This window comes from Roseateles sp. NT4 (assembly GCF_051857475.1).
GTDB lineage: Bacteria > Pseudomonadota > Gammaproteobacteria > Burkholderiales > Burkholderiaceae_C > Pelomonas.
Genome location: NZ_JBPZGZ010000002.1, coordinates 1,837,415 through 1,863,915, shown reverse-complemented (window position 1 = coordinate 1,863,915; position 26,501 = coordinate 1,837,415). Strand labels below are relative to the sequence as shown.

The 26,501-nt window shown below is 68.1% G+C and carries 19 protein-coding genes; 16 read left to right on the top strand and 3 right to left on the bottom strand.

The genetic code is table 11. The annotated features are described in order from the left end of the window. The 8 genes from ACS5PN_RS18340 (at position 1) to ACS5PN_RS18305 (ending at position 11,286) form a co-directional block, all read left to right on the top strand. On the top strand, positions 1 to 1,557 hold the full coding sequence (locus tag ACS5PN_RS18340; RefSeq protein WP_439465421.1) for an MFS transporter: 1,557 nt from the start codon (positions 1 to 3) through the stop codon (positions 1,555 to 1,557). Between the two features lie 42 nt (positions 1,558 to 1,599). Then, positions 1,600 to 2,916: a xylose isomerase gene (xylA, locus tag ACS5PN_RS18335; protein WP_439465420.1), complete on the top strand. Its 1,317-nt coding sequence runs from the start codon at positions 1,600 to 1,602 to the stop codon at positions 2,914 to 2,916. Between the two features lie 7 nt (positions 2,917 to 2,923). Next, complete coding sequence (gene xylB / locus ACS5PN_RS18330) at positions 2,924 to 4,384, top strand: xylulokinase (RefSeq protein WP_439465419.1); 1,461 nt, start codon at positions 2,924 to 2,926, stop codon at positions 4,382 to 4,384. A gap of 149 nt (positions 4,385 to 4,533) precedes the next feature. Further along, positions 4,534 to 4,902, top strand: a complete 369-nt coding sequence (locus ACS5PN_RS18325) for a response regulator (protein WP_439465418.1) — start codon at positions 4,534 to 4,536, stop codon at positions 4,900 to 4,902. Between the two features lie 164 nt (positions 4,903 to 5,066). After that, positions 5,067 to 8,543 carry a response regulator gene (locus tag ACS5PN_RS18320; protein WP_439465417.1) on the top strand — a complete coding sequence of 1,159 codons (3,477 nt, stop codon included), beginning with the start codon at positions 5,067 to 5,069 and terminating at the stop codon, positions 8,541 to 8,543. 139 nt (positions 8,544 to 8,682) lie between these two features. Continuing rightward, a complete protein-coding gene (locus tag ACS5PN_RS18315) occupies positions 8,683 to 9,501 on the top strand; it encodes a CheR family methyltransferase (RefSeq protein ID WP_439465416.1) in 819 nt (272 codons plus the stop codon). Between the two features lies 1 nt (position 9,502). Continuing rightward, positions 9,503 to 10,093: a chemotaxis protein CheB gene (locus ACS5PN_RS18310; protein ID WP_439465415.1), complete on the top strand. Its 591-nt coding sequence runs from the start codon at positions 9,503 to 9,505 to the stop codon at positions 10,091 to 10,093. After that, the gene (locus tag ACS5PN_RS18305; protein ID WP_439465414.1) at positions 10,090 to 11,286 is read left to right on the top strand and encodes a hybrid sensor histidine kinase/response regulator; all 1,197 of its coding nucleotides are present in this window, start codon (positions 10,090 to 10,092) and stop codon (positions 11,284 to 11,286) included. Before ACS5PN_RS18310 ends, ACS5PN_RS18305 begins: the two co-directional genes overlap by 4 nt. A gap of 27 nt (positions 11,287 to 11,313) precedes the next feature. On the opposite strand, the gene ACS5PN_RS18300 is transcribed toward ACS5PN_RS18305, so the two are convergent. After that, positions 11,314 to 12,333 carry a LacI family DNA-binding transcriptional regulator gene (locus tag ACS5PN_RS18300; protein WP_439465413.1) on the bottom strand — a complete coding sequence of 340 codons (1,020 nt, stop codon included), beginning with the start codon at positions 12,331 to 12,333 and terminating at the stop codon, positions 11,314 to 11,316. A gap of 165 nt (positions 12,334 to 12,498) precedes the next feature. On the opposite strand from ACS5PN_RS18300, the gene ACS5PN_RS18295 reads away from it, so the two are divergent. The 3 genes from ACS5PN_RS18295 to ACS5PN_RS18285 all read left to right on the top strand — a co-directional run bounded on the left by ACS5PN_RS18295 (position 12,499) and on the right by ACS5PN_RS18285 (position 14,629). Further along, positions 12,499 to 12,870, top strand: coding sequence for a YciI family protein (locus ACS5PN_RS18295; protein ID WP_439465412.1), 372 nt, complete (start codon positions 12,499 to 12,501; stop codon positions 12,868 to 12,870). A gap of 16 nt (positions 12,871 to 12,886) precedes the next feature. Beyond that, positions 12,887 to 14,110, top strand: a complete 1,224-nt coding sequence (locus ACS5PN_RS18290; protein ID WP_439465411.1) for an MFS transporter — start codon at positions 12,887 to 12,889, stop codon at positions 14,108 to 14,110. 156 nt (positions 14,111 to 14,266) lie between these two features. Next, entirely contained in the window at positions 14,267 to 14,629 is a 363-nt protein-coding gene (locus ACS5PN_RS18285) for a hypothetical protein (RefSeq protein WP_439465410.1), read from the top strand. A gap of 43 nt (positions 14,630 to 14,672) precedes the next feature. Here the strand turns inward: ACS5PN_RS18285 and ACS5PN_RS18280 are convergent, their stop codons facing one another. Further along, positions 14,673 to 18,413: a glycosyl hydrolase family 8 gene (locus ACS5PN_RS18280; RefSeq protein ID WP_439465409.1), complete on the bottom strand. Its 3,741-nt coding sequence runs from the start codon at positions 18,411 to 18,413 to the stop codon at positions 14,673 to 14,675. Between the two features lie 165 nt (positions 18,414 to 18,578). Between ACS5PN_RS18280 and ACS5PN_RS18275 the strand changes: the two genes are divergently transcribed. The 5 genes from ACS5PN_RS18275 (at position 18,579) to ACS5PN_RS18255 (ending at position 25,249) form a co-directional block, all read left to right on the top strand. Continuing rightward, a complete protein-coding gene (locus ACS5PN_RS18275; RefSeq protein WP_439465408.1) occupies positions 18,579 to 20,186 on the top strand; it encodes a glycoside hydrolase family 43 protein in 1,608 nt (535 codons plus the stop codon). Further along, on the top strand, positions 20,183 to 21,193 hold the full coding sequence (locus ACS5PN_RS18270) for an aldose epimerase family protein (RefSeq protein ID WP_439465407.1): 1,011 nt from the start codon (positions 20,183 to 20,185) through the stop codon (positions 21,191 to 21,193). Before ACS5PN_RS18275 ends, ACS5PN_RS18270 begins: the two co-directional genes overlap by 4 nt. 186 nt (positions 21,194 to 21,379) lie before the next feature. Continuing rightward, entirely contained in the window at positions 21,380 to 22,804 is a 1,425-nt protein-coding gene (locus ACS5PN_RS18265; RefSeq protein ID WP_439465406.1) for an aldehyde dehydrogenase (NADP(+)), read from the top strand. Beyond that, positions 22,801 to 24,531, top strand: a complete 1,731-nt coding sequence (gene araD / locus ACS5PN_RS18260; protein WP_439465405.1) for an L-arabinonate dehydratase — start codon at positions 22,801 to 22,803, stop codon at positions 24,529 to 24,531. The genes ACS5PN_RS18265 and araD overlap by 4 nt, the downstream gene beginning before the upstream one ends. Positions 24,532 to 24,538: 7 nt before the next feature. Beyond that, positions 24,539 to 25,249, top strand: a complete 711-nt coding sequence (locus tag ACS5PN_RS18255; protein WP_439465404.1) for a ribonuclease activity regulator RraA — start codon at positions 24,539 to 24,541, stop codon at positions 25,247 to 25,249. On the opposite strand, the gene ACS5PN_RS18250 is transcribed toward ACS5PN_RS18255, so the two are convergent. Beyond that, complete coding sequence (locus ACS5PN_RS18250) at positions 25,236 to 26,492, bottom strand: SGNH/GDSL hydrolase family protein (RefSeq protein ID WP_439465403.1); 1,257 nt, start codon at positions 26,490 to 26,492, stop codon at positions 25,236 to 25,238. The genes ACS5PN_RS18255 and ACS5PN_RS18250 overlap by 14 nt on opposite strands. Positions 26,493 to 26,501 lie beyond the last annotated feature (9 nt).

The window sequence follows — 26,501 nt, the reverse complement described above, 5'->3', positions numbered from 1 at the left end:
ATGGCCACCACCCATCAGCCCCTGTCCTTCGTGGAGAAGGCCGGTTACAGCTGCGGCGATGCTGCAGCCAATCTGGTCTTCATGTCCATGATCCTGTTCCAGCTGAACTTCTACACGGACGTGTTCGGCCTCAGCGCCAACACGGCCGCGGCCATCCTGTTGTGGCCCAAGCTGTGGGACGCCTTCTTCGATCCCATCATGGGCGTGCTGGCCGATCGCACCAACACGCGCTGGGGCAAGTTCCGCCCCTGGGTGTTGTGGACCTCGGTGCCCTGGGCCATCGTCATGGTGCTGGCCTACACGGCACCCGATCCGAGCTGGGGCTGGAGCACCGGCATGGTCATCGCGTATGCAGGCATCACCAACACGCTGCTGATGACGCTGTACAGCATGAACAACATGCCCTACTCGGCCATGAGCGGGGTCATGACGGCGGACCTGAACGAGCGCACCAAGCTGAACTCCTACCGCTTCGTGTCGGTCAACGCGGCGCAGTTCATCGTCGGCGGCTTCACCTTGCCGCTGGTGGCCAAGTTCGCGCAGGGCCATGACCGCGCCCACGGCTGGCAGATGACCATGACCATCTGGGCCGTGGCCTGCCTGGTGCTCTTCCTCGTCACCTTCTTCACGACCCGGGAGCGCGTCAAGCCCCTCGTCGAGACGCACACCTCGCCCAAGCAGGACTTCGCCGACCTGTTGAAGAACGGCCCCTGGATCACGCTGGTCCTCTACACGCTGTTCCAGTTCGGCATGCTGGCCCTGCGCGGCGGCGCCCACTACAACTACTACCACCACTACGCCGACAAGGCGGCGATGTTCGACTTCGTCGCTGCCCTGGGCCTGACGACGCCGGATGCGGCCGCTACCGGCAGCCTGGCCGACACGTTGGGCTACATCGTGCACGGCACGCGCGACAACATCGCCGGCTCCAACGCCGCCGACGTGTTCAACAGCATCATCAACATGGCCGGCTTCGCGACGACCATCGTCGTCATCATGGCGTCCATGGGCCTGTCGGCCCGCTACGGCCGCCGCGCCATCGGCATCGCCAGCTTCGGCCTGTCGACGCTGACCGCCTGCGCGCTGTACTTCCTGCCGCCCGACGCCGTCTGGCTCATGCTGGCCCTGCACGTGCTTGGCGCCATCGTCTACGCGCCCAGCGTGGCCGTCATGTGGTCGATGTATGCCGACGCCGCCGACTACTCCGAATGGCAGACCGGGCGGCGCTTCACCGGCATGGTGTTCGCCACCATCGGCTTCTCGCTGAAGGTGGGCCTGGCCCTGGGCGGTGCCGGCCTGCTGTGGATCCTGGCCGGCTTCTTTGGCTACGACACCCAGCTGCCCTCGGCGCCCAACGCCGTCGACGGCTACCGCATTGCCTCCAGTTTCGTCGTCGGCGGCCTGTTCGCCGCCTGCACCCTGTGCCTGCTCGTCAACAAGCTGGACAAGCAGACCACGCTGCGCATGTCCGACGAACTCGCCCAGCGCCGCAGCAAGGCCAGCGCCGGCTCACCCAACGACAGCGGTTCGGCCCACGCCGTCCCCGCGACTGCTTGACCCCATTCCTCTCCACATCTTTCCCGCAGTAAGGACCCCGCCATGAGCACCGCCTATTCCGACCTCCCCACCGTTCAATACGAAGGCCCCTCGTCCACCAACCCGCTGGCCTACCGCTGGTACGACGCCAAGCGCGTCGTGATGGGCAAGACCCTGGCCGAGCATCTGCGTCCGGCCGTCTGCTACTGGCACAACTTCTGCTGGAAGGGCGAGGACGTCTTCGGCCTGGGCAACACCGTGTTCCAGCGCCCCTGGTTCAACGAGGCCGACCCGGTCAAGGCGGCGTACATGAAGCTGGACGCGGCCTTCGACTTCTTCGGCAAGCTGGGCCTGCCCTACTGGTGCTTCCATGACCGCGACGTGGCCCCCGAAGGCGCCAACCTCGCCGAGTCCAACCGCATCCTCGACGGCCTGCTCGAAGCCGCCGCCAGGAAGATGCAGGACGGCAAGGTGGGCTTGCTGTGGGGCACGGCCAACCTGTTCTCCAACGGCCGCTTCATGAGCGGCGCGGCCACCAACCCCGACCCCGAGGTCTATGCCTATGCCGCAGCTCAAGTGAAGCATGTGCTGGAGTGGACGAACCGCCTGGGCGGCGCCAACTATGTGCTGTGGGGCGGCCGCGAAGGCTACGAGACTCTGCTGAACACCGACCTCAAGCGCGAGCTGGCCCAGTACGGCCGCTTCCTCGCCTCCGTCGTCGAGCACAAGCACAAGATCGGCTTCAAGGGCACCATCCTCATTGAACCCAAGCCCCAGGAGCCCACCAAGCACCAGTACGACTACGACAGCGCCACGGTCTACGGCTTCCTGAAGACCTATGGCCTGGAGAACGAGGTCAAGGTCAACATCGAAGTCAACCACGCCACGCTGGCCGGCCACAGCTTCGAGCACGAAGTCGCCACCGCCTGCGCTCTGGGCATCTTCGGTTCGCTGGACGCCAACCGCGGCGACGAGCAGCTGGGCTGGGACACCGACCAGTTCCCCAACAACCACGCCGCCCTGGTGCCCGCCATGCTGGAGATGATCCGCGCCGGCGGCTACACCACCGGTGGCACCAACTTCGACGCCAAGGTGCGCCGCCAGTCCATCGACCCCGTCGACCAGCTCGAGGGCCATATCGGCGGCATGGACACCATGGCCCGCGCCTTCCTCAGCGCCGCGGCGCTGTTCGAAAGCGGCCAGCTGGAGAAGGTGGTGGCCGACCGCTATGCCGGCTGGGAGGGCGACCTCGGCAAGAAGATCCACGGCGGCGCCAGCCTCGACGATCTCGCGGCCGTTGTTCACAGCCAGAACATCTCGCCCCAGCCGCGTTCCGGCCGCCAGGAACGTCTCGAAAACATCGTCAACAACTTCGTCTGACCGATCCATGTTCCTCGGCATCGACCTCGGCACCTCCGAGCTGAAGCTGCTGCTGCTCGATGAGCAGCACCACATCGTCGCGACCAACGGCGTCGCGCTGACCGTGCAGCGGCCCCAACCGCTGTGGAGCGAGCAGGACCCCGCCGCCTGGTGGGAGGCCCTTGACCAAGGCATGGCCAAGCTGGCCAGCAGCCATGCGTCGGCGCTGGCCCGTGTGCGCGGCATCGGCTTGTCGGGGCAGATGCATGGGGCCGTCACGCTGGATGCCGCCGACCACGTGCTGCGGCCAGCCATCTTGTGGAACGACGGCCGCAGCAGCGCGCAGTGCGCGGAGATGACGGCCGCCTGTCCCGAGCTGCCGGCCATCACCGGCAACCTGGCCATGCCGGGCTTCACGGCCCCCAAGCTGGCGTGGATGCGCCAGCATGAGCCCGAGCTGTTCGCCCGCGTCGCCAAGGTGCTGCTGCCCAAGGACTGGCTGCGTCTGCAGCTCAGCGGCTCCTATGTCAGCGAGATGAGCGACGCCGCCGGCACGCTGTGGCTGGACGTGGCCAAACGCCGCTGGTCGCCCGAGGCGCTGGCGCTGACGGGGCTGAACGAAAGCCATATGCCGCGCCTGGTCGAGGGCAGCGAACCCAGCGCTGGCCTCAAGCATGAGCTGGCCGAACGCTGGGGCCTCAAGGCCGGCATCCCGATCGCGGGTGGTGGCGGCGACAACGCGGCCAGCGCCGTCGGCATGGGCGTGGTCAAGCCGGGCCAGGGCTTTCTGTCTCTTGGCACCTCGGGCGTCATCTTCCTGTGCAACAAGGCCTTCAGCCCCAACCCGGCGCGGGCCGTCCACGCCTTCTGCCATGCCCTGCCGAACACCTGGCACCAGATGAGCGTCATGCTCAGCGCGGCAAGCGCGCTGCGCTGGGTCACGCAGCTGCTGGGCGAACCGGGCGAGGCCGAACTGATAGCGAAGGTCGCGGCGCTGAGTGACACCCAGCGCCAGCAGGCGCCGCTCTTCCTGCCCTACCTCAGCGGTGAACGCACCCCGCACAACAACGCCCATGCGCAAGGCGTGTTCTTCGGCCTCACGCATGAGCATGACGCCGCGGCTCTGGGCTATGCCGTGCTGGAAGGCGTGGGCTTTGGCCTGCTCGATGGCTGGCAGGCCCTGCAAGCCGGCGGCGGCGCTGCGGAGTCGCTGTGGCTGGTGGGCGGTGGTGCCCGCAGTGAGTGGTGGGCGAAATTGCTCGCCTCGCTGCTGAACGTTCGCCTCGTCAACGGCGTCGGTGCCGAAGCTGGGGGAGCTCTCGGCGCCGCGCGCCTGGCCTGGCTGGCTTGCGGCGGCAGCGTTGACGAGGTCTGCCGCACACCCGAGGTCGCCCGCATCGCCGAACCCGACGCCGCCCTGGCCGCGCAACTGCGGCCTCGCTTTGAGCGCTTCCAGCGCCTCTACCAGGTTCTGCGCAGCGAGTTCTGACCCAGGCCGCGGGCTCGCCGTGTGCCGTTATGGCTTGACGGCACCAGCCGTTGGCGGCCACCTCCTTGCGGTGGCATCACACTTGCTTAAACCGGCTATCAGGGCGTTACAAAGAAGCGCCCGCAGACGGAAGCAAGAGGAGAGACACCATGGCAAAGGAGGACATCCGCGTCGTTCTGGTCGATGACGACCTGGACGCCTGCGAAGCGCTGAGCGAGCTGCTCAAGGACGACGGCTACAGCGTGCGTTTCGCCACCACGGCGGAGGACGCCATCACCGCTGTGGACGAGTACCAGCCCGTCTGCGCCCTGCTTGACCTCGGCCTCCCGGACCTCGACGGTGTCGAGCTGTCCAAGCGCCTGCGGGCGCGCTATGGCGCCGACCTTGTCCTCATCGCCGTGACCGGGCGCAGTGGCGCCAAGGCCCACGACGAGGCCATGGAAGCCGGCATCGACCATGTGTTGAGCAAGCCCCTGTCGGTAGAAAGACTGAGGCGATTCTTTCCCCCTCGCGGATGAGTTGACGGCAAAATTTTCCGATTGCCATCCTTCCTCTGACCGCAGGTCCATCCCCGGGCCCCTCCCTCCTTGAACCGAGTTGCGAGCGCGAGACGGCATGCCTCTTGCGTTTCGCCAGTTTGCAGGGGCCGACGCGGCGCTCTAGAAACACTCAAAGGCAGGCGATGACCGACATCCGCGCTGAAGACACGAGTCAATTCAACCGCATCCTCACGCGCAACCTGGCCATTCCGCTGGCGATGGGCCTGGGCAGCATCATCGTTTTCGTGGGCCTGCTGTGGCACCTCGTCGGGCTGTTGAACTGGGTGGACCACACCCACCGCGTGATCGCCAAGGGCCAGGAGCTGTCGACGTTGATCGTGGACCAGGAAAGCGGCATGCGCGGCTTCCTGATCGCGGGCGAGGAGAGCTTTCTCGCACCCTATCTGATGGGGACGTCCAAGTTCAACTCGGAGTTGCAGGCGGCCCAGCAGCTGGTGGCCGACAACCCCATTCAGGTGGACAGGCTGCGCCGCGTGTCGGCCCTGGCCCAGCGCTGGAACGAGTTCGCCCTGAAGGTCATCGAGATGCGTCGCCAGGGCGAAGCCGTCGAGACCTCCATCCGCCAGCAGACCGGCAAGCTGTTGATGGACGAGATGCGCCGCGAGCTGCGCGCCTTTGGCGACAACGAATTGCGACTGCTGCGGGAGCGCAACGAAGAAGCCCAGAACGGCACCTGGACGGCCGTGGCCGGCTACATCGCCCTGCTGCTGGTGGCGAGCGGCGCCATCGCCTGGGCCGGCCGGCGCGACGTGACGGCGCTGTCGCGCGAGTATGGCGATGCACTGGCCGATGCGCGCCAGACTGCCCAGGACAACGAGGACCGCGCCTGGCTGCGCGGCGCCCAGGCCGAGTTGAGCCAGCAGCTGGCGGGTGAACCCGCGCTGGCCGGCATCGGCAGCCGCACCCTGGCCTTCCTGGCCGAACGCATCGGCGCCATCGTGTCGGCGGCCTTCGTGCGCGGCGAGGATGGCCATCTGCAACGCGTGGCCGCGCATGGCCTGGCAGCCGACGGCGCCGAGCCGCTGGACGCGGAGCAAGGCCTGCTGGCCCAGGTCTGGCGCGATGCACGATCGATGCGGCTGCCGGGCCTCAAGGCAGATTTCCTGAAGGTGGCGACCACCCTCGGCGACGCTGTCCCGCAGGAAATCATGCTGGTTCCCGCCATCAGCGAGGGCCGTGCCAACGGCGTGCTGGAGCTGGGCTTCATGCAGACGCCCGACACGCGCACCCTGGCCTTGCTGGAGCAGTTGCAACCCATGCTGGGTGCCGTGCTGGAAGCCGCCCATTTCCGTCACCGCCTGCAGCTGTCCATCGAGGAGACCCGCCAGCTCAACGAAGAGCTGCAGGTGCAGCAGGAAGAGCTGCGCTCGGCCAACGAGGAGCTCAGCGAGCAGGCCCGCGTGCTCAGCGAATCGCAGCTCAACCTGGAGGAGCAGCGCGCCGAACTGGAGCAGACCAATGTGCAGCTCGGCGAGCAGGCCGAGACCCTGTCGCGCCGCAACGCGGCCCTCGGCCAGGCCCAGGCCGACCTGAAGGAGCGCGCCCAGGAACTGCAGCGCGCCAGCCGCTACAAGAGCGAGTTCCTGGCCAATATGTCGCACGAACTGCGCACGCCGCTGAACAGCTCGCTGATCCTGTCCAAGCTGCTGATGGAGAACCGCCCGGGCAACCTGAGCGGCGAGCAGCTCAAGTTCGCCACCACCATCCACTCGGCCGGCCAGGACCTGCTGACGCTGATCAACGACATCCTGGACCTGTCCAAGGTCGAGGCCGGCAAGCTGGAGATCGCGCCGCGCGCGCTGGACCTGCGCGCCCTCGCCGACGGGCTGCGCCGCATGTTCCAGCCCCTGGCCCAGGACAAGCAGCTGCGCTTCGACATCCAGCTCGCGCAGGGCCTGCCGGCATCCATCGTCAGCGACGGCCAGCGCGTCGAGCAGATCCTGCGCAATCTGCTGTCCAACGCCATCAAGTTCACCGAGAAGGGCTCGGTGACGCTGACCATCGAGTCGCGTGGTGAATCGTCTGGAGGCCGCGTCGGCTTCGTCGTGACCGACACCGGCATCGGCATCCCGGCGAGCGACCAGCAGCGCGTCTTCGAGGCCTTCCAGCAGGCCGATGGCGCGCTGAACCGGCGCTTCGGCGGCACCGGCCTTGGCCTGTCCATCTCGCGCCAGCTGGCCAACCTGCTCGGCGGCGAGCTTCATCTCAGCAGCGTCGAGGGCCAGGGCAGCCAGTTCACGCTGATCCTGCCGGCCGAGCTGGCCGCGGCCGCACCGGTCGAGCCACCGCCGGTCGCACCGCCACCGCCGGCCTCCTGGCTGGCGCCGGCCGCCTCACCCGCCACCGATCAGACGCCTCCCACACCCGCCTTCGACGATGACCGCGCCGAGTTGACGCCCGACGCATCGCCGCGCCGCCTGGCCCTGGTGGTGGAGGACGACGAGCATTTCGCCGGCATCCTCTACGACCTGGCCCACGAGATGCAGTACCGCTGCCTCGTCGCGACCCACGGCCGCGAAGCTCTCGAGCTGGCCTCCACCCACCTGCCCCAGGCCATCCTGCTGGACGTGCGCCTGCCTGACGGCTCGGGCCTGTCGGTGCTGCAGCGGCTCAAGGAAGACCCGCGCACCCGCCACATCCCCGTGCACATCATCGCGGGCGAGGACTTCCGCGAAGTGGCCCTGCCCATGGGGGCTGTCGGCACCGCCATCAAGCCGACGACGCGCGACGAGCTGGTCGACATCTTCCGCAAGCTGGAGCGCCACGGTGCCGAGCAGGTCCGCCGCCTGCTGCTCGTCGAGGACGACCAGCGCCAGCGTGAGAGCGTCGCGCACCTGATCGCCGACGACGATGTCGAGGTCGTCGCCGTTGAGCGCGGCGAAGAGGCGCTGAAGCTGCTGGACGAGCAGCATTTCGACTGCATGATCATCGACCTCAAGCTGCCCGACATGGACGGCCACGAGCTGCTGTCGCGCATGGCTGCGAGAAGTGTCGAGAAGACGCCGCCACCCGTCATCGTCTACACCGGCCGCAACCTCAGCCGCGAGGAAGAGGCCGAGCTGAACCGCTACTCGCGCTCCATCATCATCAAGGGCGCCCGCTCGCCCGAGCGCCTGCTGGACGAGGTGACGCTGTTCCTGCACAAGGTCGAGTCCCGCATGTCCGGCGAGCACCGCGACATGCTGCGCACGGCACGCAACCGCGAGCTGGTGTTCGAGGGCCGCAAGGTGCTGCTGGTGGACGATGACGCGCGCAACATCTTCGCGCTGACCAGCGTGCTGGAGCAGCGTGGCCTGACGGTGGAACCGGCGCGCAATGGCATGGAGGCCCTGCAGAAGCTGGAGGCCCATGAGGACATCGACATCGTGCTGATGGACGTCATGATGCCGGTCATGGACGGCCTGGAGGCCACCCGCCGCATCCGCGCCGACGCGCGCTGGCAGAAGCTGCCCGTCATCGCCATCACCGCCAAGGCCATGCGCGACGACCAGGAGCAATGCCGCCGCGCCGGCGCCAACGACTACCTGGCCAAGCCACTGGACCCCGACCGCCTGATGTCGCTGCTGCGCGTGTGGCTGCCCAGCCTGGAGAGACATTGATGCCCCTCGTCCAAGGAGTACCTTGGCCTGTCCCCCCAGGGGACGGCGATGCTTGCGGCATCGAGCCGCAAGCACATCGCCAACGCGGGCCGGCTAGGGAGCGGCCCGGCGCTCGGCCCGCAAATCGGGGAGGGCGCTGATGCCGCAAGCTGTCGTTGATCTGGAAGTACGCCTGCTGATGGAGGCCGTCTACTCGCGCTACAACCACGACTTCCGCGAGTACTCGGGCGCCTCGCAGAAGCGCCGCGTGCTGCATGCGATGCAGCAGCTGAAGTGCGACTCCATCTCGGCCTTGCAGGGCCTGGTGCTGCGCGACGCTCAGGCCTTCGCCCAGCTGCTGGAGATGCTGACCGTCCCCTTCACGGAGATGTTCCGCGAGCCCGAGTTCTTCCTCGCGCTGCGCCAGCATGTCATGCCGGTGCTGCACACCTACCCCTCGCTGAAGATCTGGGTGGCCGGCTGCGCCAGCGGCGAGGAGGTCTATTCCCTGGCCATCCTGCTTCAGGAAGAGGGCCTGCTGGAACGCAGCCTCATCTACGCCACCGACATCAACCCCGCCGCGCTGGAGCGCGCCCGCCAGGGCATCTTTCCCATCGGCGACCTGCAGCAGTACACGCGTAACTACCAGGCTGCCGGCGGCAAGGAGAGCTTCTCCAACTACTACACGGCCGCCTACGACGCCGCCCGCTTCGACCGCGAGCTGTGCCGCCACGTCACCTTCGCCGACCACAGCCTGGCCACCGACCATGTCTTCGCCGAGACCCATCTGATCTGCTGCCGCAATGTGCTGATCTATTTCAACCGCAAGCTGCAGGATCGCGCCATCGGCCTGTTCTCGCAGTCGCTGTGCCACCGCGGCTTCCTGGGCATCGGCAGCAAGGAAAGCCTCGATTTCTCGGCCCACGGCGCCGAATTCGAACCCGTGGTGCTGCGCGAGCGCCTCTTCAGGAAACGCTGAGATGCGCCGCCCCGCCTCCATCGAACTCATCGTCATCGGCGCCTCCGCCGGGGGCGTGGCGGCACTGCTGGCCCTGCTGGCACCGCTGCCGGCCGGCTATGCCCTGCCCATCATCGCCGTGCTGCATCTGCTGCCGCGCCACAAGAGCCGGCTCGAGAACGTGCTGGCCCACCGCCTGGCCCTGCCGGTGCGCGAGCCCGGTGACAAGGAGGCCATCCGCGCCGGCACCGTCTATGTCGCCAGCGCCGACTATCACCTGCTCGTCGAGGCCGACCGCAGTTTCGGCTTCAGCAGCGAGGGGCCGGTCAGCTTTGCCCGTCCCTCCATCGATGTGCTGATGGCTTCGGCGGCCGACGCCTATGGCCCGTCGCTTGCCGGTGTGCTGCTGACCGGTGCCAACATGGACGGCGCCGAGGGCATGGCGGCCATCCATGCCCTCGGCGGCCTGACCCTCGTCCAGCAGCCGGGCGATGCCGACGTACCGACCATGCCCGAGGCAGCAATAGCCCGCTGCCGGCCCGACCACATCCTGCCCTTGAAGGACATCCACCAGATGCTGCTCAGACTGGGCAAGCAGGAAGCCGCGACATGAACGCGCGCATGACCGACGACATCGCCAAGATCCTGCTGGTCGACGACCTGCCCGAGAACCTGCTCGCGCTGAAGGCCCTGCTGCGCGACATCGACCGCCTTGAGGTGCACACCGCCACCTCGGGCGAGGAAGCCCTGTCCCTGCTGCTGGAGCATGAGTTCGCGCTGGCCCTGCTGGACGTGCAGATGCCCGGCATGACGGGCTTCGAGCTGGCCGAGCTGATCCGCGGCAGCTCGCGCACCATGCACCTGCCCATCGTCTTCGTCAGCGCGGCCGATCGCGAGCCTTCCTACACCTTCCGCGGCTACGAGAACGGCGCCGTCGATTTCCTCTACAAGCCGCTGGACAGCCATGCGGTGAAGAGCAAGGTGCGCGTCTTCACCGAGCTGCACCTGAAGAGCCGCGAGCTGCGCCGCCAGCTGCTCGAGCTGGAAACGGCGCGCGTCGAGCAGGAGCGCCTGCTCGCCACGCTGACCCAGACCCAGGCCGAACTGCAGCGCTCGCTGACCATGCGCGACGAGTTCATGTCCATGGTTTCCCACGAGCTGCGCACGCCGCTGAGCGTGATGAGCCTGGATTCGGTGATGCGCCAGGAGAAACTGAAGAAGGGCGACCTCGCCTGGTTCAGCCCCGAGCGCCTGCAGTCCATGGTGGGCCGCGACGCGCGCCAGCTGCGCAGCATGACCCGCCTCATCGACGACATGTTGGACATCTCGCGCATCCAGCACGGCAAGCTGTCCATCCGCCCGGAGCACACCGACCTCGGCGAACTGGCCCGCCACATCGTCGCCGACTTCGACACCCATTACCGCAAGGTGCCCTTGCAGGTGCAAGTCGCGGATGGCATCGTCGGCAATTGGGACGACAGCCGCATCGGCCAGGTCCTCGTCAATCTGCTCAGCAATGCGCTGCGCTACGGCGACGGCAAGCCGGTGCAGGTCGAGGTGGCCCGCGGAGACGACGGCATGGCCCTGCTGGCCGTGACCGACCAGGGCGCGGGCATTCCTGTCGAGGAGCAGCAGCGCATCTTCGAGCAGTTCGAGCGCGGCACCGGGGCCGAAGGCTCGCCAGGCATGGGCCTGGGCCTCTTCATCAGCCGTTACTTCGTGCAGGCCCACGGCGGCAGCTTGACGGTGAAGAGCGAGCCGGGCGCGGGGTCGCGCTTCGAGGTCAGGCTGCCGATGGCTCGCTGAGCCGGGCGAGCCTGCCCGCAGCGCGGTTCAAACGAAGCGCGTCGACAGCCTCACCACCAGCTCGGGTTCGGGCGCCACGGCGCGCGGCCGGCGGTGGGCGATGAGGTCCAGCATGGCCGCGGCGGCGCGGCGGCCCAGTTCGGCCGGCGACAGATTGACCGTGGTGCGCGGCGGACAGGCATGTTCCGACGCCAGCAGGTCGTCGAAGCCGACGACGGACACGTCCTGGGGAATGCGCAGGCCATGCCGGCACAGCGCCTGGGCGGCGCCGGCGGCCATCTGGTCGTTGGCGGCAAACAGGGCCGAGAACTCGATGCCGCGGCGCAGCAGGTCTTCCGCCGCGCGCTCGCCGCTGAACTCCTGGTAGTTGCCGCGCACCACCAGGGCCCGGTCCAGCGGGATGCCGGCCTCCTCCAGCGCGGCGCGGTAGCCCTGCTCGCGCTCGACGGCATCGGGGTGGCTGGGGTCGCCGGTGATGTGGGCGATGCGCCGGTGGCCGCGCTGGATCAGATGGCGCGTCGCCGCACGGCCGCCTTCGAAATCATTGGAATGCAGGCAGTGCAGGCCCGGCGCGCGCAGCTGGCGGCCGGTCGCCACGACCGGCAGCTCCTCGGCCAGCTCGGTCAGGAAACGGTCTTCCAGCATGCCCGTCAGCACGATGATGCCGTCCACACGCCGCGCCTTCAGCGACTGCACGCAGCGCTCCTCCTCGCGCCGGTCCCAATGCCCGCTGGCGACGACCAGACCGTACCCGGCCTTGGACAGCGCCTCCTCGACGCCGCGCAGCGTCCAGGCATAGCAGGGGCTCTCGAAATGCTGCACGACGATGCCGACGGTGCGCGAGCGCCCGTCGGCCAGCGCGCGTGCAATCGTGTTGGGCACGAAGCCCAGCCGCGCGATGGCCGCCAGCACGGCTTCGCGCTTCTCGGGCCGCACATGCGGGGCGTTGTTGATCACACGCGAGGCCGTCGTCGTCGACACGCCGGACGCGTCGGCCACCATGCGCAGGGTGGCAGCCTGGGAGGAGGAAGAGGAATGGCTTTTCATGAAACCGAACGAAATGACAACGCTGTCAGACTGCCCACAATCGTGCATCAAGATTGGGAATCGAGCAAGCCGTGGGGCGAAAAACCGGCTTGTCGATTTGCCGGACCGTCGTTCGTCGTGGAGCTGAAGTGGCGGAATGGCTCCGCCACAAGCGGGAGACATGAGATGCGATTCCTTTCGATGATCCGCGGCGACGAAAGCGCGGCCCAGGCCCCCAGCGAGCAGCTGATGGCCGACATGGGACAGTTGATCGACGAGCTGACCCGCAGCGGCCAGCTCGTCAGCACCGCCGGCCTGCGGCCCACGTCGGAAGGCGCGCGGGTGCGGTTGCACCGCGGCGGCCAGCTGTCGGTGGTGGACGGTCCCTTCACCGAGACCAAGGAGGTCATTGCCGGCTACGCCATCTTCGAGGCGGCATCGCGCGAAGAGGCCCTGGAACTGACGAAGCGCTTCCTGAGGCTGCACGGCACGGAGTGGAATCTCGAGTGCGAACTGCGCCAGATCTACGGCCCCGAAGCCGGCTGCACCGCCTCCTGATCACCGAGGACAAGCCATGACCGCCCTGACCCACTCCCTGCCCGAGCACTACCGCTGGATCATCGTCGCCGCCGGCGGCCTGCTCGGCTGCGTCGCCATCGGCGCCCTCTTCTCCCTGCCGGTGCTGCTGCGCCCCATCGCGCTGGACACCGGCTGGTCCACCACCGGCATCTCCACCGCCATGACCGTCGCCTTCGTGGCCATGGCCGCTGGCAGCATGTTCTGGGGCGCCCTGTCCGACCGCATCGGGCCGCGCCCCGTCATCGTGGTGGGCACCCTGCTGCTGATCGCCGGCCTCGTGCTGGCCAGCCTCGCCTCTTCACTGCTGGTCTTCCAGCTCTGCTTCGGCGCCATCGTCGGCGTCAGCGCGGCGGCCATCTTTGCGCCGTTGATGGCCTGCGTCACCGGCTGGTTCGACACCCACCGCAGCCTGGCCGTGTCCCTGGTGTCGGCCGGCATGGGCATGGCGCCCATGACCATGTCGCCCCTGGTCGCCTGGCTGATCCAGGGCCACGACTGGCGCGGCACGCTGCAGATCCTCGCCGCCCTCGTGGCACTGCTGATGCTGCCGGCCGCGATGCTGATCCGCCGCCCGCCGGCGCTGATCCAGGCCATGGCCTCACCCGATACGCCGCAGGAGGCCGGCCCCTCCGTTGGCCAGGTCGTGCGCTCGGCACCTTTCATCATCCTGGTGCTGACCAGCTTCCTGACCTGCGCCACGCACTCGGGGCCGATCTTTCACACCGTCAGCTATGCCGTCACCTGCGGCATCCCGTTGATGGCAGCGGTGTCCATCTACAGCCTGGAAGGCCTGGCCGGCATGGGTGGCCGCATCGTCTTCGGCCTGCTGGGCGACCGCTTCGGCGCGGCGCGCACCCTGGTGCTGGCCCTGCTAGCTCAGGCCATCGTCGTGCTCGGCTACATCTATGCCCGCGAGCTGAAGAGCTTCTACACCGTGGCCGCGCTGTTCGGCTTCACCTATGCCGGCGTGATGCCGCTGTTCGCCGTCATCGCCCGTGACAACTTCCCGCTGCGCATGATGGGCACCGTCATCGGTGGCACCGCCATGGCCAGCAGCATCGGCATGGCGCTGGGGCCGGTGCTGGGCGGGCTGATCTACGACTCGATGTCCAGCTACACCTGGCTCTTCATCGGCGCCTTTGCCATGGGCATGGGTTCATTCCTGTGCGCACTGATGTTCATGCGGTTGCCGAGGCGGCCTGAGATGGCACTGGCATGAGCGCGATGGGATGGGCGATGAAAGCGGCGGCAGCCAGCTCGCGCGCCTTACGCGATGCATTTGGAAATGAGGGGCCGTCGATTGGCGGCCGCAGTGTCATGCCCTTTACTACAAACGGTGCGCAAGAATGTTCGACGAATCAAGCCGCACCGGACCATGCCGAAGCATTTGCTTATTGCCTGCCTGATCTACATCGCCTCTCGCAGTGCGATGACAGCATTGGCGCCGATGTATGAGACAGGCATCGCGCGGCTCACATCTCCGATCTTGATGCTTGCGTTCATCGCCGTCTCGGTGCTCTTCATGCGCCGATTTAAATGGACGTGGAAGTTCATGCCGTGGATCGCCTTCACCGAGATTGCGATCAACGCCTTGTTCTTCCCCAGCCTGCTTTATCACGGCGCCTACAGGGCTGCAGCACAACTGCTGATCACAGCGATCATGGCTTCCAGCTGCATCATTCTTTGGTCTGTTGCTCGCGATCCAGCGACCAAGACTTGGTTCACCCATTCGCGTTGATTGCCTCTTTGGTGGAAGCGTTCTCGCATCAACGCAATCACCATCACCAAGCCCTGAATCGCCCCGTCACATGCAGCATCGCCAGGAACTGCAGCAGCCCGTCGTAATAGCGCCATTTGCCTGACGGCGCTTCCAGCGCCCAGAGGTCGTTGACGAATCGCGTGGCCAGCGGCTTGTCGACGAGCAGGGCCGCGACCGCATTGCTGGCCATCAAGCCCTTGGACGCCTCGTCGTTCAGCGACTTGCCGTCCAGCTTGTAGAGGTGGGGATAGGGCTTGCCGCCCTTGCCTTGTGAGGCGAAGAAGCTCAGCAGCTTGCGGCTCAAGCCCGCGGCCTCGGGGTTCCTGTCCCACCAGGCCTGGTCGACGCTCCAGTTCACCGCGGTGCGGAAGGCGTCATAGCGGAAGTCCTCGTGGCCTTCGTGCTTGTGGGGGCGGCCGTCGAACTCGGCGTAGTCGGGCGTCAGGCCCGTCCTGGGATGCGCCGCGACGGAGAAATAGGCGCGGCTGATGTCGGCGATCTCGGCCCAGCGCTTGCGGTCCTCGGGCTTGTCGGCGCGACGCGCCCAGATCTCGTAGAAGGCCGGCAGGTGGTAGGACGGGTCGCTGAAGTCGGCGGCCTCGCCGATCGGCACAAAGACAACCTGGCCGCGATCGGGCGAGAACATCGAACGCACGCCATCGACGATGCCGCCGTTCATGGCCTCCTTGTGCAGCATGGTGGCCAGCAGCGCCTGGGCCTGGGCGTTGTAGTCGTACAGCCCCTGGCCATTGCCCCAGCGACCGGCGGCCATCAGCAGGGCCGTCGCGAAGTACTCCTCGCCGTCGGAGGCCGGCACGGCGTCCTTGTCGCAGCCCTGGGGCTGGCATTGCCAGCGGAAGTAGCCGGCACGCGGACCTGAGCGGTAGCGCATATGCATCGCGGCCCAATTCCACAGCGCATCGAACTCGGCCTTGCGGCCCATCTGCACGGCAATCATCATCCCGTAGGACATGCCTTCGCTGCGCACATCGGCGTTGCCGACGTCCAGCACATAGGCGGCGGGTCCGTCGGGCGTGGCGGCTGCGGGGTAGACGACGCGCTGTTCAGCGCCGCCTTCGAACAGTGACTTCCAGTAGCCGGCCAGCTTGGCATCGATGTCGGCTTCCTTGATGTCAGGCCGGATCTCGCGCAACAGGTTGCGGTACTGCCCCGTGATGGCTGCCCCGCGCGGCGCGGCATTGATAGAAGCCAGCGGCGCCAGCACCAGCTGCTGCAGCACCGCGTTGTCGTCCAGGCGCCAGACCTTGATGACATGCCTGCCGGGTTGCAGGCCCTTGAAGCTCGCCTGGAGCACGAACTCGTTGTCCTTGACGGCCTGGGCCCAGTCCTTCTCGACCCGGCTCAGCTCGGGGCCGGCCGTGGGGGCGAGGTTGAGCTTCAACTCCTGCGCTGGCTGCTCGTCGATGGCCACGGCCAGGCGGATACCGCCCGCATTGCTCGTGTCCAGCGTCGGCACCATGTGCAGGCTGAGCAGGGCATCGCCACCAAATGACGTCTCGACGTCGTATTCCAGCCTCACGCCATCGGCCAGCGTCGTCGCCGCGCGGCCTTGCGGCAGGGTCGTCACGGCGCCGAGGCTCTGGCCGAGATGGGGGATGGCTGTCCACGTCAGGCCCCGCCCGTTGACGGCGCGGCTGAAGCGCGGCGCTTCGATCGTGATCGCTTTCGAAGCCTCAGGCACACCACGCGCCAGCTGCCTCTCCACCTCGGCCGCATCCGCGCTGCCCGCCACGCGTTGGACGGCCGGCATGATGTTCTGGTCCGGCTGCTGCCAGCTCGTGTAGCCGATATGGGTCTGCAGCATCATGCCGGCCCATTGGCCGCCATGGATCGCGTGGTACTGGTCGGCGATCGCCTGATCGCGAGCGAAGGCGGCCTCGGCGCGATCGGCAAAGACATTGGCCCGCGCATCGCCGGCAGCAGCCAGCTTGCGGTTCCAGGCCGCCGCGTAATGCAGGCGGTAGAGGTTGGCCATGGCCAGCACCGGGTGCTCGACGAGCTGGAAGTAGGCGTCGAGCTGGTCGGCCCGCAACCCGGCCTTGACCTTGGCGACACGCGATTCCAGCGCCGACCACTCGGCCACGCGCCGGCCGAAGTCGCCACCGTCCAGCGCATCGGGCGAGACCCTGCCCAGGCGGAAGCTCTCCGGGTCGATCAGCTCGGGCTTGCGCCGCGCCGCGTACTGGCTGTAGCGCGTGACCAGCTCACCAATTTCCGCCGCGTGAGCCGCACCGAAGGTCTGCACTGCCCAGTCTTTCGGGTACGCCTCGAGCCTGGCCGGCGTCATGGCCTGGGGCGACCAGGCCATGTCGAGGAAGAAGTGGATCGGAAATTCCATCGGCTTGATGTCGCCGACGTTGACGATCCACAGCGCATCGGCCCCGCGCTCGTGGGCGAGGTTCATCTGCTGCCAGGTCTTCTCGATCTGGTTGGTGTTGAGCCATTTGTAGTTGCGCGGCCCGCCGACATAGTCGAAGTGGTAGTAGACGCCGTAGCCGCCCTTGCGCTTCGCATCGGTTGTCGGCAAGCGCCGGATCTGCCCCCAGTTGTCATCGCAGAACAGCAGCAGCACGTCGTCGGGCACCTGCATGCCCTTGTCGTAGTAGTCCTGCACCTCCTTGTAGAGGGCCCACATCTGCGGCGTCTGCTCGGCCGGCCGGTGCGTCACGTCGGCCAGGATCTGGCGCTGGTCCTTGACGATGCCTTCGAGCAGGCCGATGGCCGTGCCCTCGCTCATGGCTTCGTCGCCGTCGCCGCGCATGCCGATGGTGACCAGGCTGTCGAAGGCGCCGCCATCCGGCCGGCCCATCATGCGCTGCGCCCCGCCGCGCCAGAACTCGCGCAGCTTGTCGCCATTCTTCGCGTAGTCCCAGCGGCCGCCCTTGAAGCGCGTCCATTCGTCGTGGGCCCGCATCATGGGCTCGTGATGGGAAGTGCCCATGACGACGCCCATCTCGTCGGCCAGGGCCATGTTCCTCGGGTCGTCGGCGCCAAAGGCCCGCGGCTGCCACATGGCCGGCCACAGATAGTTGCCGCGCAGGCGCAGGATCAGCTCGAAGACGTGGGCGTAGAAGGCCGCGTTGGTGCCACCGAATTTCGTCTGCGCCCAGGTGCTGAGCGCCGGTGCTTCGTCGTTGATGAAGATGCCGCGGTATTTGACGGCCGGCTGGTCGCGGCGCAGGCCGGCCGCCAGATAGAGGTCGCGTTGCTTGCGCACCGGCACGTCGGCCCACCAGGCCCAGGGACTGACGCCCATGCGGGCCGACAACTCATAGGTGCCGAACACAGCGCCGCGCCGGTCCGAGCCCGCGATGACGAGAGCGCGGGCGACGCCCGGCCAGGGCTGGTCGACGACGGCCTGGACATAGGCCTCCCACTGGCCCTGCAGCCCATCCAGCTTGAGCTTGCCGCGCTTCACCAGGCCGTCGATGGCAGCACTCTGGCCCGCCACGCCGATGACGACGACTTCGCCCTTGGCATCGGCCAGGCGGTTCAGCAGCGCCGCGGGTCGGCCGGAGACGCGCTCCAGGTCGGCCGCGAGATTGCGGCTGGCGTGACCCAGTGCCGCATCCGCGCCCGCATCCACATAAACGGCTGCCGGCTGGCCCGCCTTCACCAGGGCCAGGCCGCGGCCGGGGTCGCGCGTACAGGTCGAGATGGGCGCCTCGCAGGCCCTCGCCGGCATTGCACCCAGCGCCGCACACAGCATTGCGGCCAGCCAGGCCAGGCGTCGGAAGTCCATGTCCTGATGTTCCATCGGGCGCCCAGCGGCGTCACCTGGTTGTGTTTGAATGGTTACGCAATCAGGAATGCTTGCCCTGAGTGCGTAGATTCTGGTTTTGAATTATGGTAGCGCAATCTTTTTGCTTCAGCGCAGCGGGTTGACCCGCTTCTCGGCGCGCCGCCCATGATCCGCAACCCCGTGCTGCCCGGCTTCAATCCGGACCCAAGCTTCTGCCGCGTCGGTGATGACTTCTACATCGCGACCTCGACCTTCGAGTGGTATCCCGGCGTGCAGATCCACCACTCGCGCGACCTCGTCAACTGGACCCTGGTGGGCCGCCCGCTGAACCGCAAGAGCCAGCTCGACCTGCGCGGCAACCCCGACTCCTGCGGCGTCTGGGCGCCTTGCCTCTCGTACGCCGACGGCAGGTTCTGGCTGGTCTACACCGACGTCAAGCGTTTCGAGGGCAACTTCAAGGACGCGCACAACTACATCGTCATGGCGCCCAGCATCGAAGGGCCATGGAGCGACCCGGTCCATGTGAACTCCTCGGGCTTCGACCCCTCGCTCTTCCATGACGACGATGGCCGCAAGTGGTTCCTCAACATGCTGTGGAACCACCGCACCGCCTCCATCGGCGGCCAGCCCAAGGCACCGGCCTTCGACGGCATCCTGCTGCAGGAGTGGGATGCCGCCAGCGGCAAGCTCGTCGGCCCCGCCACCAACATCTACAAGGGCACGTCGCTCGGCCTCGTCGAAGGACCGCACCTCTTCAAGCGCCAGGGCTGGTACTACCTGGTCACCGCCGAGGGAGGCACGGGCTACAGCCACGCAGTGACGATGGCCCGCTCGCGCCAGCTGCTCGGGCCCTACGAGACCCACCCCCACCAGCATGTGGTCAGCAGCAAGGACGCGCCCGAGGCGCCGCTGCAGCGCGCCGGCCATGGTCAGGTGGTCGAACTGGCCGACGGCAGCGTCTACCTGGCCCATCTCTGCGGCCGCCCCCTGCCCGGCACGCGGCGCTCGCCGCGCGGCCGTGAGACGGCCATCCAGAAATGCGTCTGGGGCGCAGACGACTGGCTCTATCTGGAACACGGCGGCATGGTGCCGGCGGTGGAAGTGCCGTCGCCAGTCGCAGACATCGAGCCCGCGCCGCGCGAACCCGTGCGCCGCAGCTTTGTCGACTGCCCCACCCTGCCGCCCGAGTTCCAGTGGCTGCGCACACCCGAGCCCGAGCGCCTGTTCCGGCTGACCGGCGGCGCCTTGCGGCTGACGGGTCGCGAGTCGGTCGGCAGCTGGTTCGAGCAGAGCCTGGTGGCGCGCCGCCAGGAGGACGCCAGCCTGCGCGCCGAGACCACGCTGGCCAGCTTCGCGCCCGACAGCTACCAGCAGGCCGCGGGCCTCACCCACTACTACAACCGCCATAAATTCCACGCCCTGGTCGTGACCTGGCAGGACGGCATCGGCCGTACGCTGAGCCTGCTGTCCTGCCCCGGCGACTGGCCTGACAACCGGCTGCAGTTCCCCGCCATCGACCTGGTCAAGCTGCCCGACATCGGTCCGGTGCGCCTGGCGGCCGACATCGATGGCGCGGCCCTGCAGTTCTTCGCCGACTGGGGCCTGGGCTGGCAGAAGGTCGGTCCGGTGCTGGACGCCAGTGTCATCTCCGACGAAGGCGGCCGCGGCGAGCACGGGTCGTTCACCGGCGCCTTCATCGGCATGCTGGCCTTCGACACCAGCGGCGGTGGGCGCGCGGCCGACTTCACCAGCTTCGACTACCTGCCGCGATGAGGGCGGAGGTCTACACGCTGGGCCCGGCAGGTGGCCTGCAGATCCAGGTCAGCAACTTCGGTGCGCGCTGGCTGTCCTGCCTCGTCCCCCTGCCCGACGGCAGCCGGCGCGAAGCCATCCTCGGCCATGCGACCCTGGCCGATCATGAAAGCGAGCCCGGCTTCTTCGGCGCTGTCGTCGGCCGCTACGCCAACCGCATCGCCGGCGCCGCCTTCATGCTCGACGGCAGGGAGCACCGCCTCATCGCCAACGAAGGCGCCAACCAGTTGCACGGCGGCCCCGACGGCTTTGATCGCCGCCACTGGAGCGTCGTCGACCACGGCCCTCTGCATCTGCGCCTGAGCCTGCATTCACCGCATGGCGACCAGGGGTTCCCAGGCGATGTGGATGCCGAGGTCGAGTACCGCATCGACCCGGTCCGCTCGGCCGTCACCCTGCACTTCGGTGCCCGCACCTCGGCGCCCTGCCCTGTCAGCCTGACCAGCCATCCTTACTTCAACCTCGATGGCGGCACGGCACCGGTGCTGGGCCACCGCCTGCATGTGGCCGCCGGCCGCATGCTGCCCGTGCGGCCCGACATGATCCCTACGGGCGAGCTGGCTGCGGTAGACGACACCGCCTTCGACCTGCGTCAGGCGCGGCGCATCGGCGATGGCCTGGGCCAGGGCGAGCAGCAGCGGCGGGGCAGCGGCTACGACCACTGCTTCGTGCTCGACGACGCCGCGGCGCGGGGCGAACTGGCCGCGGCCGAGCTCATCTCAACTGACGAGCGCTTGTCCATGCGCCTCTTCACCGACTACCCCGGCCTGCAGGTCTGCAGCGGCAACTTCGTGCACCAGTCGCGCGGCCGCGACGGCCAACTTTTCGAGCGCCATGCCGGCATCGCACTGGAACCGCAGTTCTTTCCCGACGCACCCAACCACCCAGTCTGGCGCGAGCAGGGCTGCGTGCTGAGACCGGGCCTGCCGCTGCAGCGCTGGATGAGGCTGGAGTTCGACGCGCGCTGAGTCGCTGAGCCGCGGAAAACCCGCGGTGACGGCGCTTTTCCTGTCGATATGATAGCGCTCACAAATATATCAGCAGGAGACATATGCCATGCGCCTGTCATGCCATGACGGGTCCTTGCTCGCCGCCATCGCGGATGCGCTGCGCGCCTTGCGGTCCGCTGGTCCACTTCCCCGGAGCCGCAATCCATGAACCTCACCGACAGCACGGCAACCCAGATCCGGGCCGCCTGCAGTGCAGCGGCGTCAGCCGCACCCGTCTACGCCCGTCTGCCCATCAGTCACCGAGCCGCGCTGCTGCGTGCCCTGGCCGACGCCCTGCTCGGCGCGCGTGAGACCCTGGTGCCCCTGGCCGACCGCGAAACCCGCCTGGGCACGACGCGGCTGAACGGAGAACTGGACCGCACCGTCTTCCAGCTGCGCGGCTTCGCCACCCAGGTCGAGAACGGCACCGCCCAGCCCCTGCTAGACGACCCGGCCATCCCCGGCGCGCCGCCGCTGGGGCGGCAGCGGCTGACGCGCATCGCCGTACCTCTTGGCCCGATCGCGATGTTCGCGGCCAGCAATTTCCCCTTCGCCTTCAGCGTGCTGGGCGGAGACACGGCCTCGGCCCTGGCCGCCGGCTGCCCCGTCGTCGTCAAGGCCCACCCGGGCCACCCCGGGCTGTCCCGCGCGGTCTTCGATCTCGCCGCCGGCTGCCTGGCCGAGCTCCATCTGCCCGAAGGCGTGCTGCAGCTGGTGCAGGGCAGCGGCGTCGACGTCGGCCTGGCCCTGGTGCGCGACCCCGACATCGAGGCCGTCGCCTTCACCGGCAGCCTGCGCGGTGGCCAGGCCCTGTGGCGCGAAGCGAATGCGCGGCCCCGGCCCATCCCCTTTTACGGCGAGCTGGGCTCCATCAACCCCGTCGTCGCCTTGCCCGCCGCACTGCAGGCCCACGGGCCGGCCCTGGCCACGGCGCTGGCCGGCAGCATCGTTTTGGGCTGCGGCCAGTTCTGCACCTGCCCGGGCGTTGTCGTCGTGCGCGACGACGACCTCGGCCAGGCCTTTGTGCGCCAGCTCGCCGAAGGCCTGGCCGCCGCAACCCCTCACGCCATGCTGCATGCCGGCATCCGCGCCGGCTTCAATGCCGGCGTGGCCCGCCTGCATGGCCATGCGGCCGTGAAAACACTGGTGGCCGCACCCGCGGGCGGCGAGGCACCGGGTGCGCACCTGTTTGCGACGGACGCAACCAGCTTCATCGCCGACGAGGGTCTGCGCGAAGAGGTCTTCGGCCCGAGCTGCCTGGTGGTCACCGTCAAGGACCTGGACGAGACCCTGGACGTGCTCGCCGCCGTGCAGGGCAGCCTGACCGTCACGCTGTGGGGCGCGGACGAGGACACGCCCGACAACCACCGCCTCGTTGTCGCCGCGCAGCGGCTCGCCGGCCGTGTGCTGTTCAGCGGCGTGCCGACTGGCGTTGCGGTGACGGCCGCACAGCAGCACGGCGGGCCCTGGCCTTCGTCGACAAACGCCGCCAGCACCAGCGTCGGCTATGCGGCCATGGAACGCTTCCTGCGCCCCGTCGCGCTGCAGGACGCGCCGGCCTGGCTGATCCAGCGTCGAGGCCAGGCATGACGAGCAAGAAAGCAGAAGACCTGCGCAGCGCGCGCTGGTTTGCCAAGGACGACTTCCGCTCCTTCGGCCACCGCAGCCGCGTGCTGCAGATGGGCTACGCCGCCGAGGACTTCATCGGCAAACCCGTGATTGCCATCGTCAACACCTGGAGCGATGCCAACCAGTGCCACACCCACTTCAAGCAGCGGGTGGAGGACGTCAAGCGCGGCATCCTGCAGGCCGGCGGCTGGCCGCTGGAGTTGCCGGCCATCTCCTTGAGCGAAAGCATGGTCAAGCCCACCTCCATGCTCTATCGCAACTTCCTGGCGATGGAGACCGAGGAGCTGCTGCGCAGTCACCCGGTGGACGGCGCCGTGCTGATGGGCGGCTGCGACAAGACCACGCCCGGGCTGCTGATGGGCGCCATCAGCATGGGCCTGCCCTGCATCTATCTGCCGGCCGGCCCCATGCTGCGCGGCAACTGGCGCGGCCAGGTGCTGGGCTCGGGAAGCGACGCCTTCAAGTACTGGGATGAGAGACGTGCCGGCCGCCTCAGCGACCAGGCCTGGGCCGAGATGGAGGCCGGCATCGCGCGCAGCCACGGCACCTGCATGACCATGGGCACGGCTGCCACCATGATGGGCATTGCCGAGGCCCTGGGCTTCACGCTGCCGGGCGCCAGCAGCATCCCCGCGCCGGATGCCAACCACATCCGCATGTCGGCCGAATGTGGCCGGCGCATCGTGCAGATGGTGTGGGACGACCTGACGCCGGCCCGGATGCTGAGCGCGGGCAGCTTTGCCAACGCCATCGCCGTCGCCATGGCCATGGGCTGCAGCACCAACGCCATCATCCATCTCGTCGCCATCAGCCGCCGCGCCGGCTTGGCCGTCACGCTGGACGATTTCGATGCGGCCAGCCGGCATGTCGGCGTCATCGCCAACATCCGGCCCAGCGGCGATGCCTATCTGATGGAAGACTTCTTCTACGCCGGCGGCCTGCCGGCGTTGATGAATGTCATGCGTGACAAGCTGGACTTGAGGGCGCAGACCGTCAACGGCCGTGCGGTGGGCGAGAACATCGCCGACGCCGAGGTCTTCAACCACGACGTCATCCGCCCGCTGGACAACCCCATCTACGCCGAAGGGGCTCTGGCCGTGCTGCGAGGCAATCTCGCGCCCGACGGCGTCGTCATCAAGCCCAGCGCCGTCGCACCGCATCTGCTGCAGCACACCGGACGCGCCTTGGTGTTTGACGACTACCCCAGCCTCAAGGCCGCGGTGGAAGACCCCGATCTCGACATGAGCGGCGACGACATCCTCGTGCTGCGCAACGCCGGCCCCAAGGGCGCCGGCATGCCGGAATGGGGCATGCTGCCCATCCCGACCAAACTGCTGAAAGCCGGCGTGACCGACATGCTGCGTCTGTCCGATGCGCGCATGAGCGGCACCAGCTATGGCGGCTGCCTGCTGCACTGCAGCCCCGAGGCCTTCATCGGCGGCCCGCTGGCCCTGGTGAAGACGGGCGACCGCATCACCGTCGACGTGCCGGCTCGCCGCATCCACCTCGAGGTCAGCGAGGAGGAACTGGCCGCACGCCGTACTGCCTGGACACCACCGCCACCACGCTACGAACGCGGCTACGGCTGGATGTTCGGCCGCCACATCCTGCAGGCCCACGAGGGCTGCGACTTCGATTTCCTGGAAACGCAATTTGGCGCGCCGGTCCCGGAACCCGTCATCTACTGAGCACATCATGAACCCAGACACCCGCAAGAAGCTGATGGGCGTCAGCACCGCCACGCTGTGCACCGCCCTGTTCAAGCGCGGCCTGCGCAACCAGTTCATCCAGGATGTGCGGCCGCTCAACCCCGGCTTGCCCAACATGGTCGGCCCGGCCTGCACGCTGCGCTACATCCCGGCGCGCGAAGACCTGAACGACATCGGCGTCTTCAAGGACCGCGCGCACCCGCAGCGCAAGGCCGTCGAGGAATGCCCCGAGGGCGCGGTGCTGGTCATCGACAGCCGCAAGGACCCCCGTGCCGCCTCGGCCGGCGGCATCCTGGTCGCGCGGCTGATGGTGCGCGGCGTGGCCGGCGTCGTCACCGACGGCGGCTTCCGCGACAGCCCCGACATCGCCAAATACGCCTTCCCGGCCTATCACTCGCGGCCCAGCGCGCCGACCAACCTGACCTTGCACCAGGCCATCGCCATCAACGAGCCCATCGGTTGCGGCGATGCGCCGGTCTTCCCCGGCGACATCGTCGTCGGCGATGCCGAGGGCGTCATCGTCATCCCGGCCCACCTCGCCGACGAGATCGCGAGCGAAGCGGTCGAGATGACCGTCTTCGAGGACTATGTGCAGGCCAAGGTGATGGGCGGGCGCAGCGTGCTCGGCCTCTATCCGCCGACCGACGCCGACGTGGCCGCGGACTTCGCGGCCTGGCGCCAGCTCAAGGGGCGCTGAGCTTCGCTTCGCAACGCCGGTCGAGCACCTCGACCGGGAAGGCCTCGGCCATCACGCGATAGCCGGCCAGCGAGGGATGCAGGCCGTCGTTGTCGACCTCGGCACGCAGGAAGGCAGGCCGCGCCGGGTCGCGCATCAGCGCATCGAAGTCCACCAGCGCATCGAAGCGCCCGGGCTCGCGCAGCCAGGCATTCAGCGCCTGGCGGTCCGCCTCGTTCTCGGGCTGCGGTGAGTAATAGCCGCTGCCCGAGTAAGGCATGACGGTCGAGCCCATCAGGCAGACGCCGCGCGCGCGGGCGCGTTGCGCCAGATCGGTGAAGCCCGCCTTCAGTTCGGCCAGCAGCGCTGCACGTGACTCGGGCGTCGTCGGCTTGCCGCGATGGCTGACGCCGAGGTCATTGACGCCGATCAACACGACGGCATGCGTCACCCCGCTGCGCGCCAGCGCATCGCGTTCGAAGCGCGACAGGAGATTGGGGCCCAGCCCATCCCGCAGCAGTCGGCCACCGCCGATGCCGGTGTTGACGACAGCCACATCGCGCTGCTCGGCCAGCAGCCGGCGCGACAGCGCATCGGTCCAGCGCTGGAAGCTGCCCGAAGGCACGCCATAGCCATCGGTGATGGAGTCGCCCGTCGCAACGAGAACGGGCAGCGGCTTGGCGGCACGCACATCGACGGCGGCCAGATGCCACCAACCCTCCAGGGCCACCGCCTCGGGCCAGTCGGCCAGGCCGACGCGGTTGCCGTCGACCGCCCAGCTGCGGATGCGCGAGCCGGGATGCACGGTGGCCACAGTCGGGCCGGCCCGCACATGCATCTGCACGGCGAGGTCGGCCTGGCGCGGCACGGCAAACGCGAGGGCATCGCTCCAGATCTCGGCATGCGCCGGCACGTCAACGCCGCGCAGTCCACCGAAGCTCAAAGCACGCAGGCTGGCAGGGTTCACCGTCGCGCCATCGGCCAGCGCCACCGTGACCGCGTCCAGGCTGAGCGGCTCGGCGCCGAAGAGATTGCTGATGCGCACCCGCAGGGCCGGACCGGCGGCATCCACGCGCACGATCTGGCGCAGGCTGACGTCACGCATGGGCTGGCGCCACAGCGGCGTGGCGTTAGCGACCGGTGCCTGCTCCAGCTGGGCGCTGCCCCAGGCCGCACGCCATGGCCCATCCCCGCGTGGCGCGCTGGCGCAACCGGCCAGCAGCAGGACGGCGGCCAGCAGGCCCGACTTCAAGAACTTGCTCATCCCAAAATG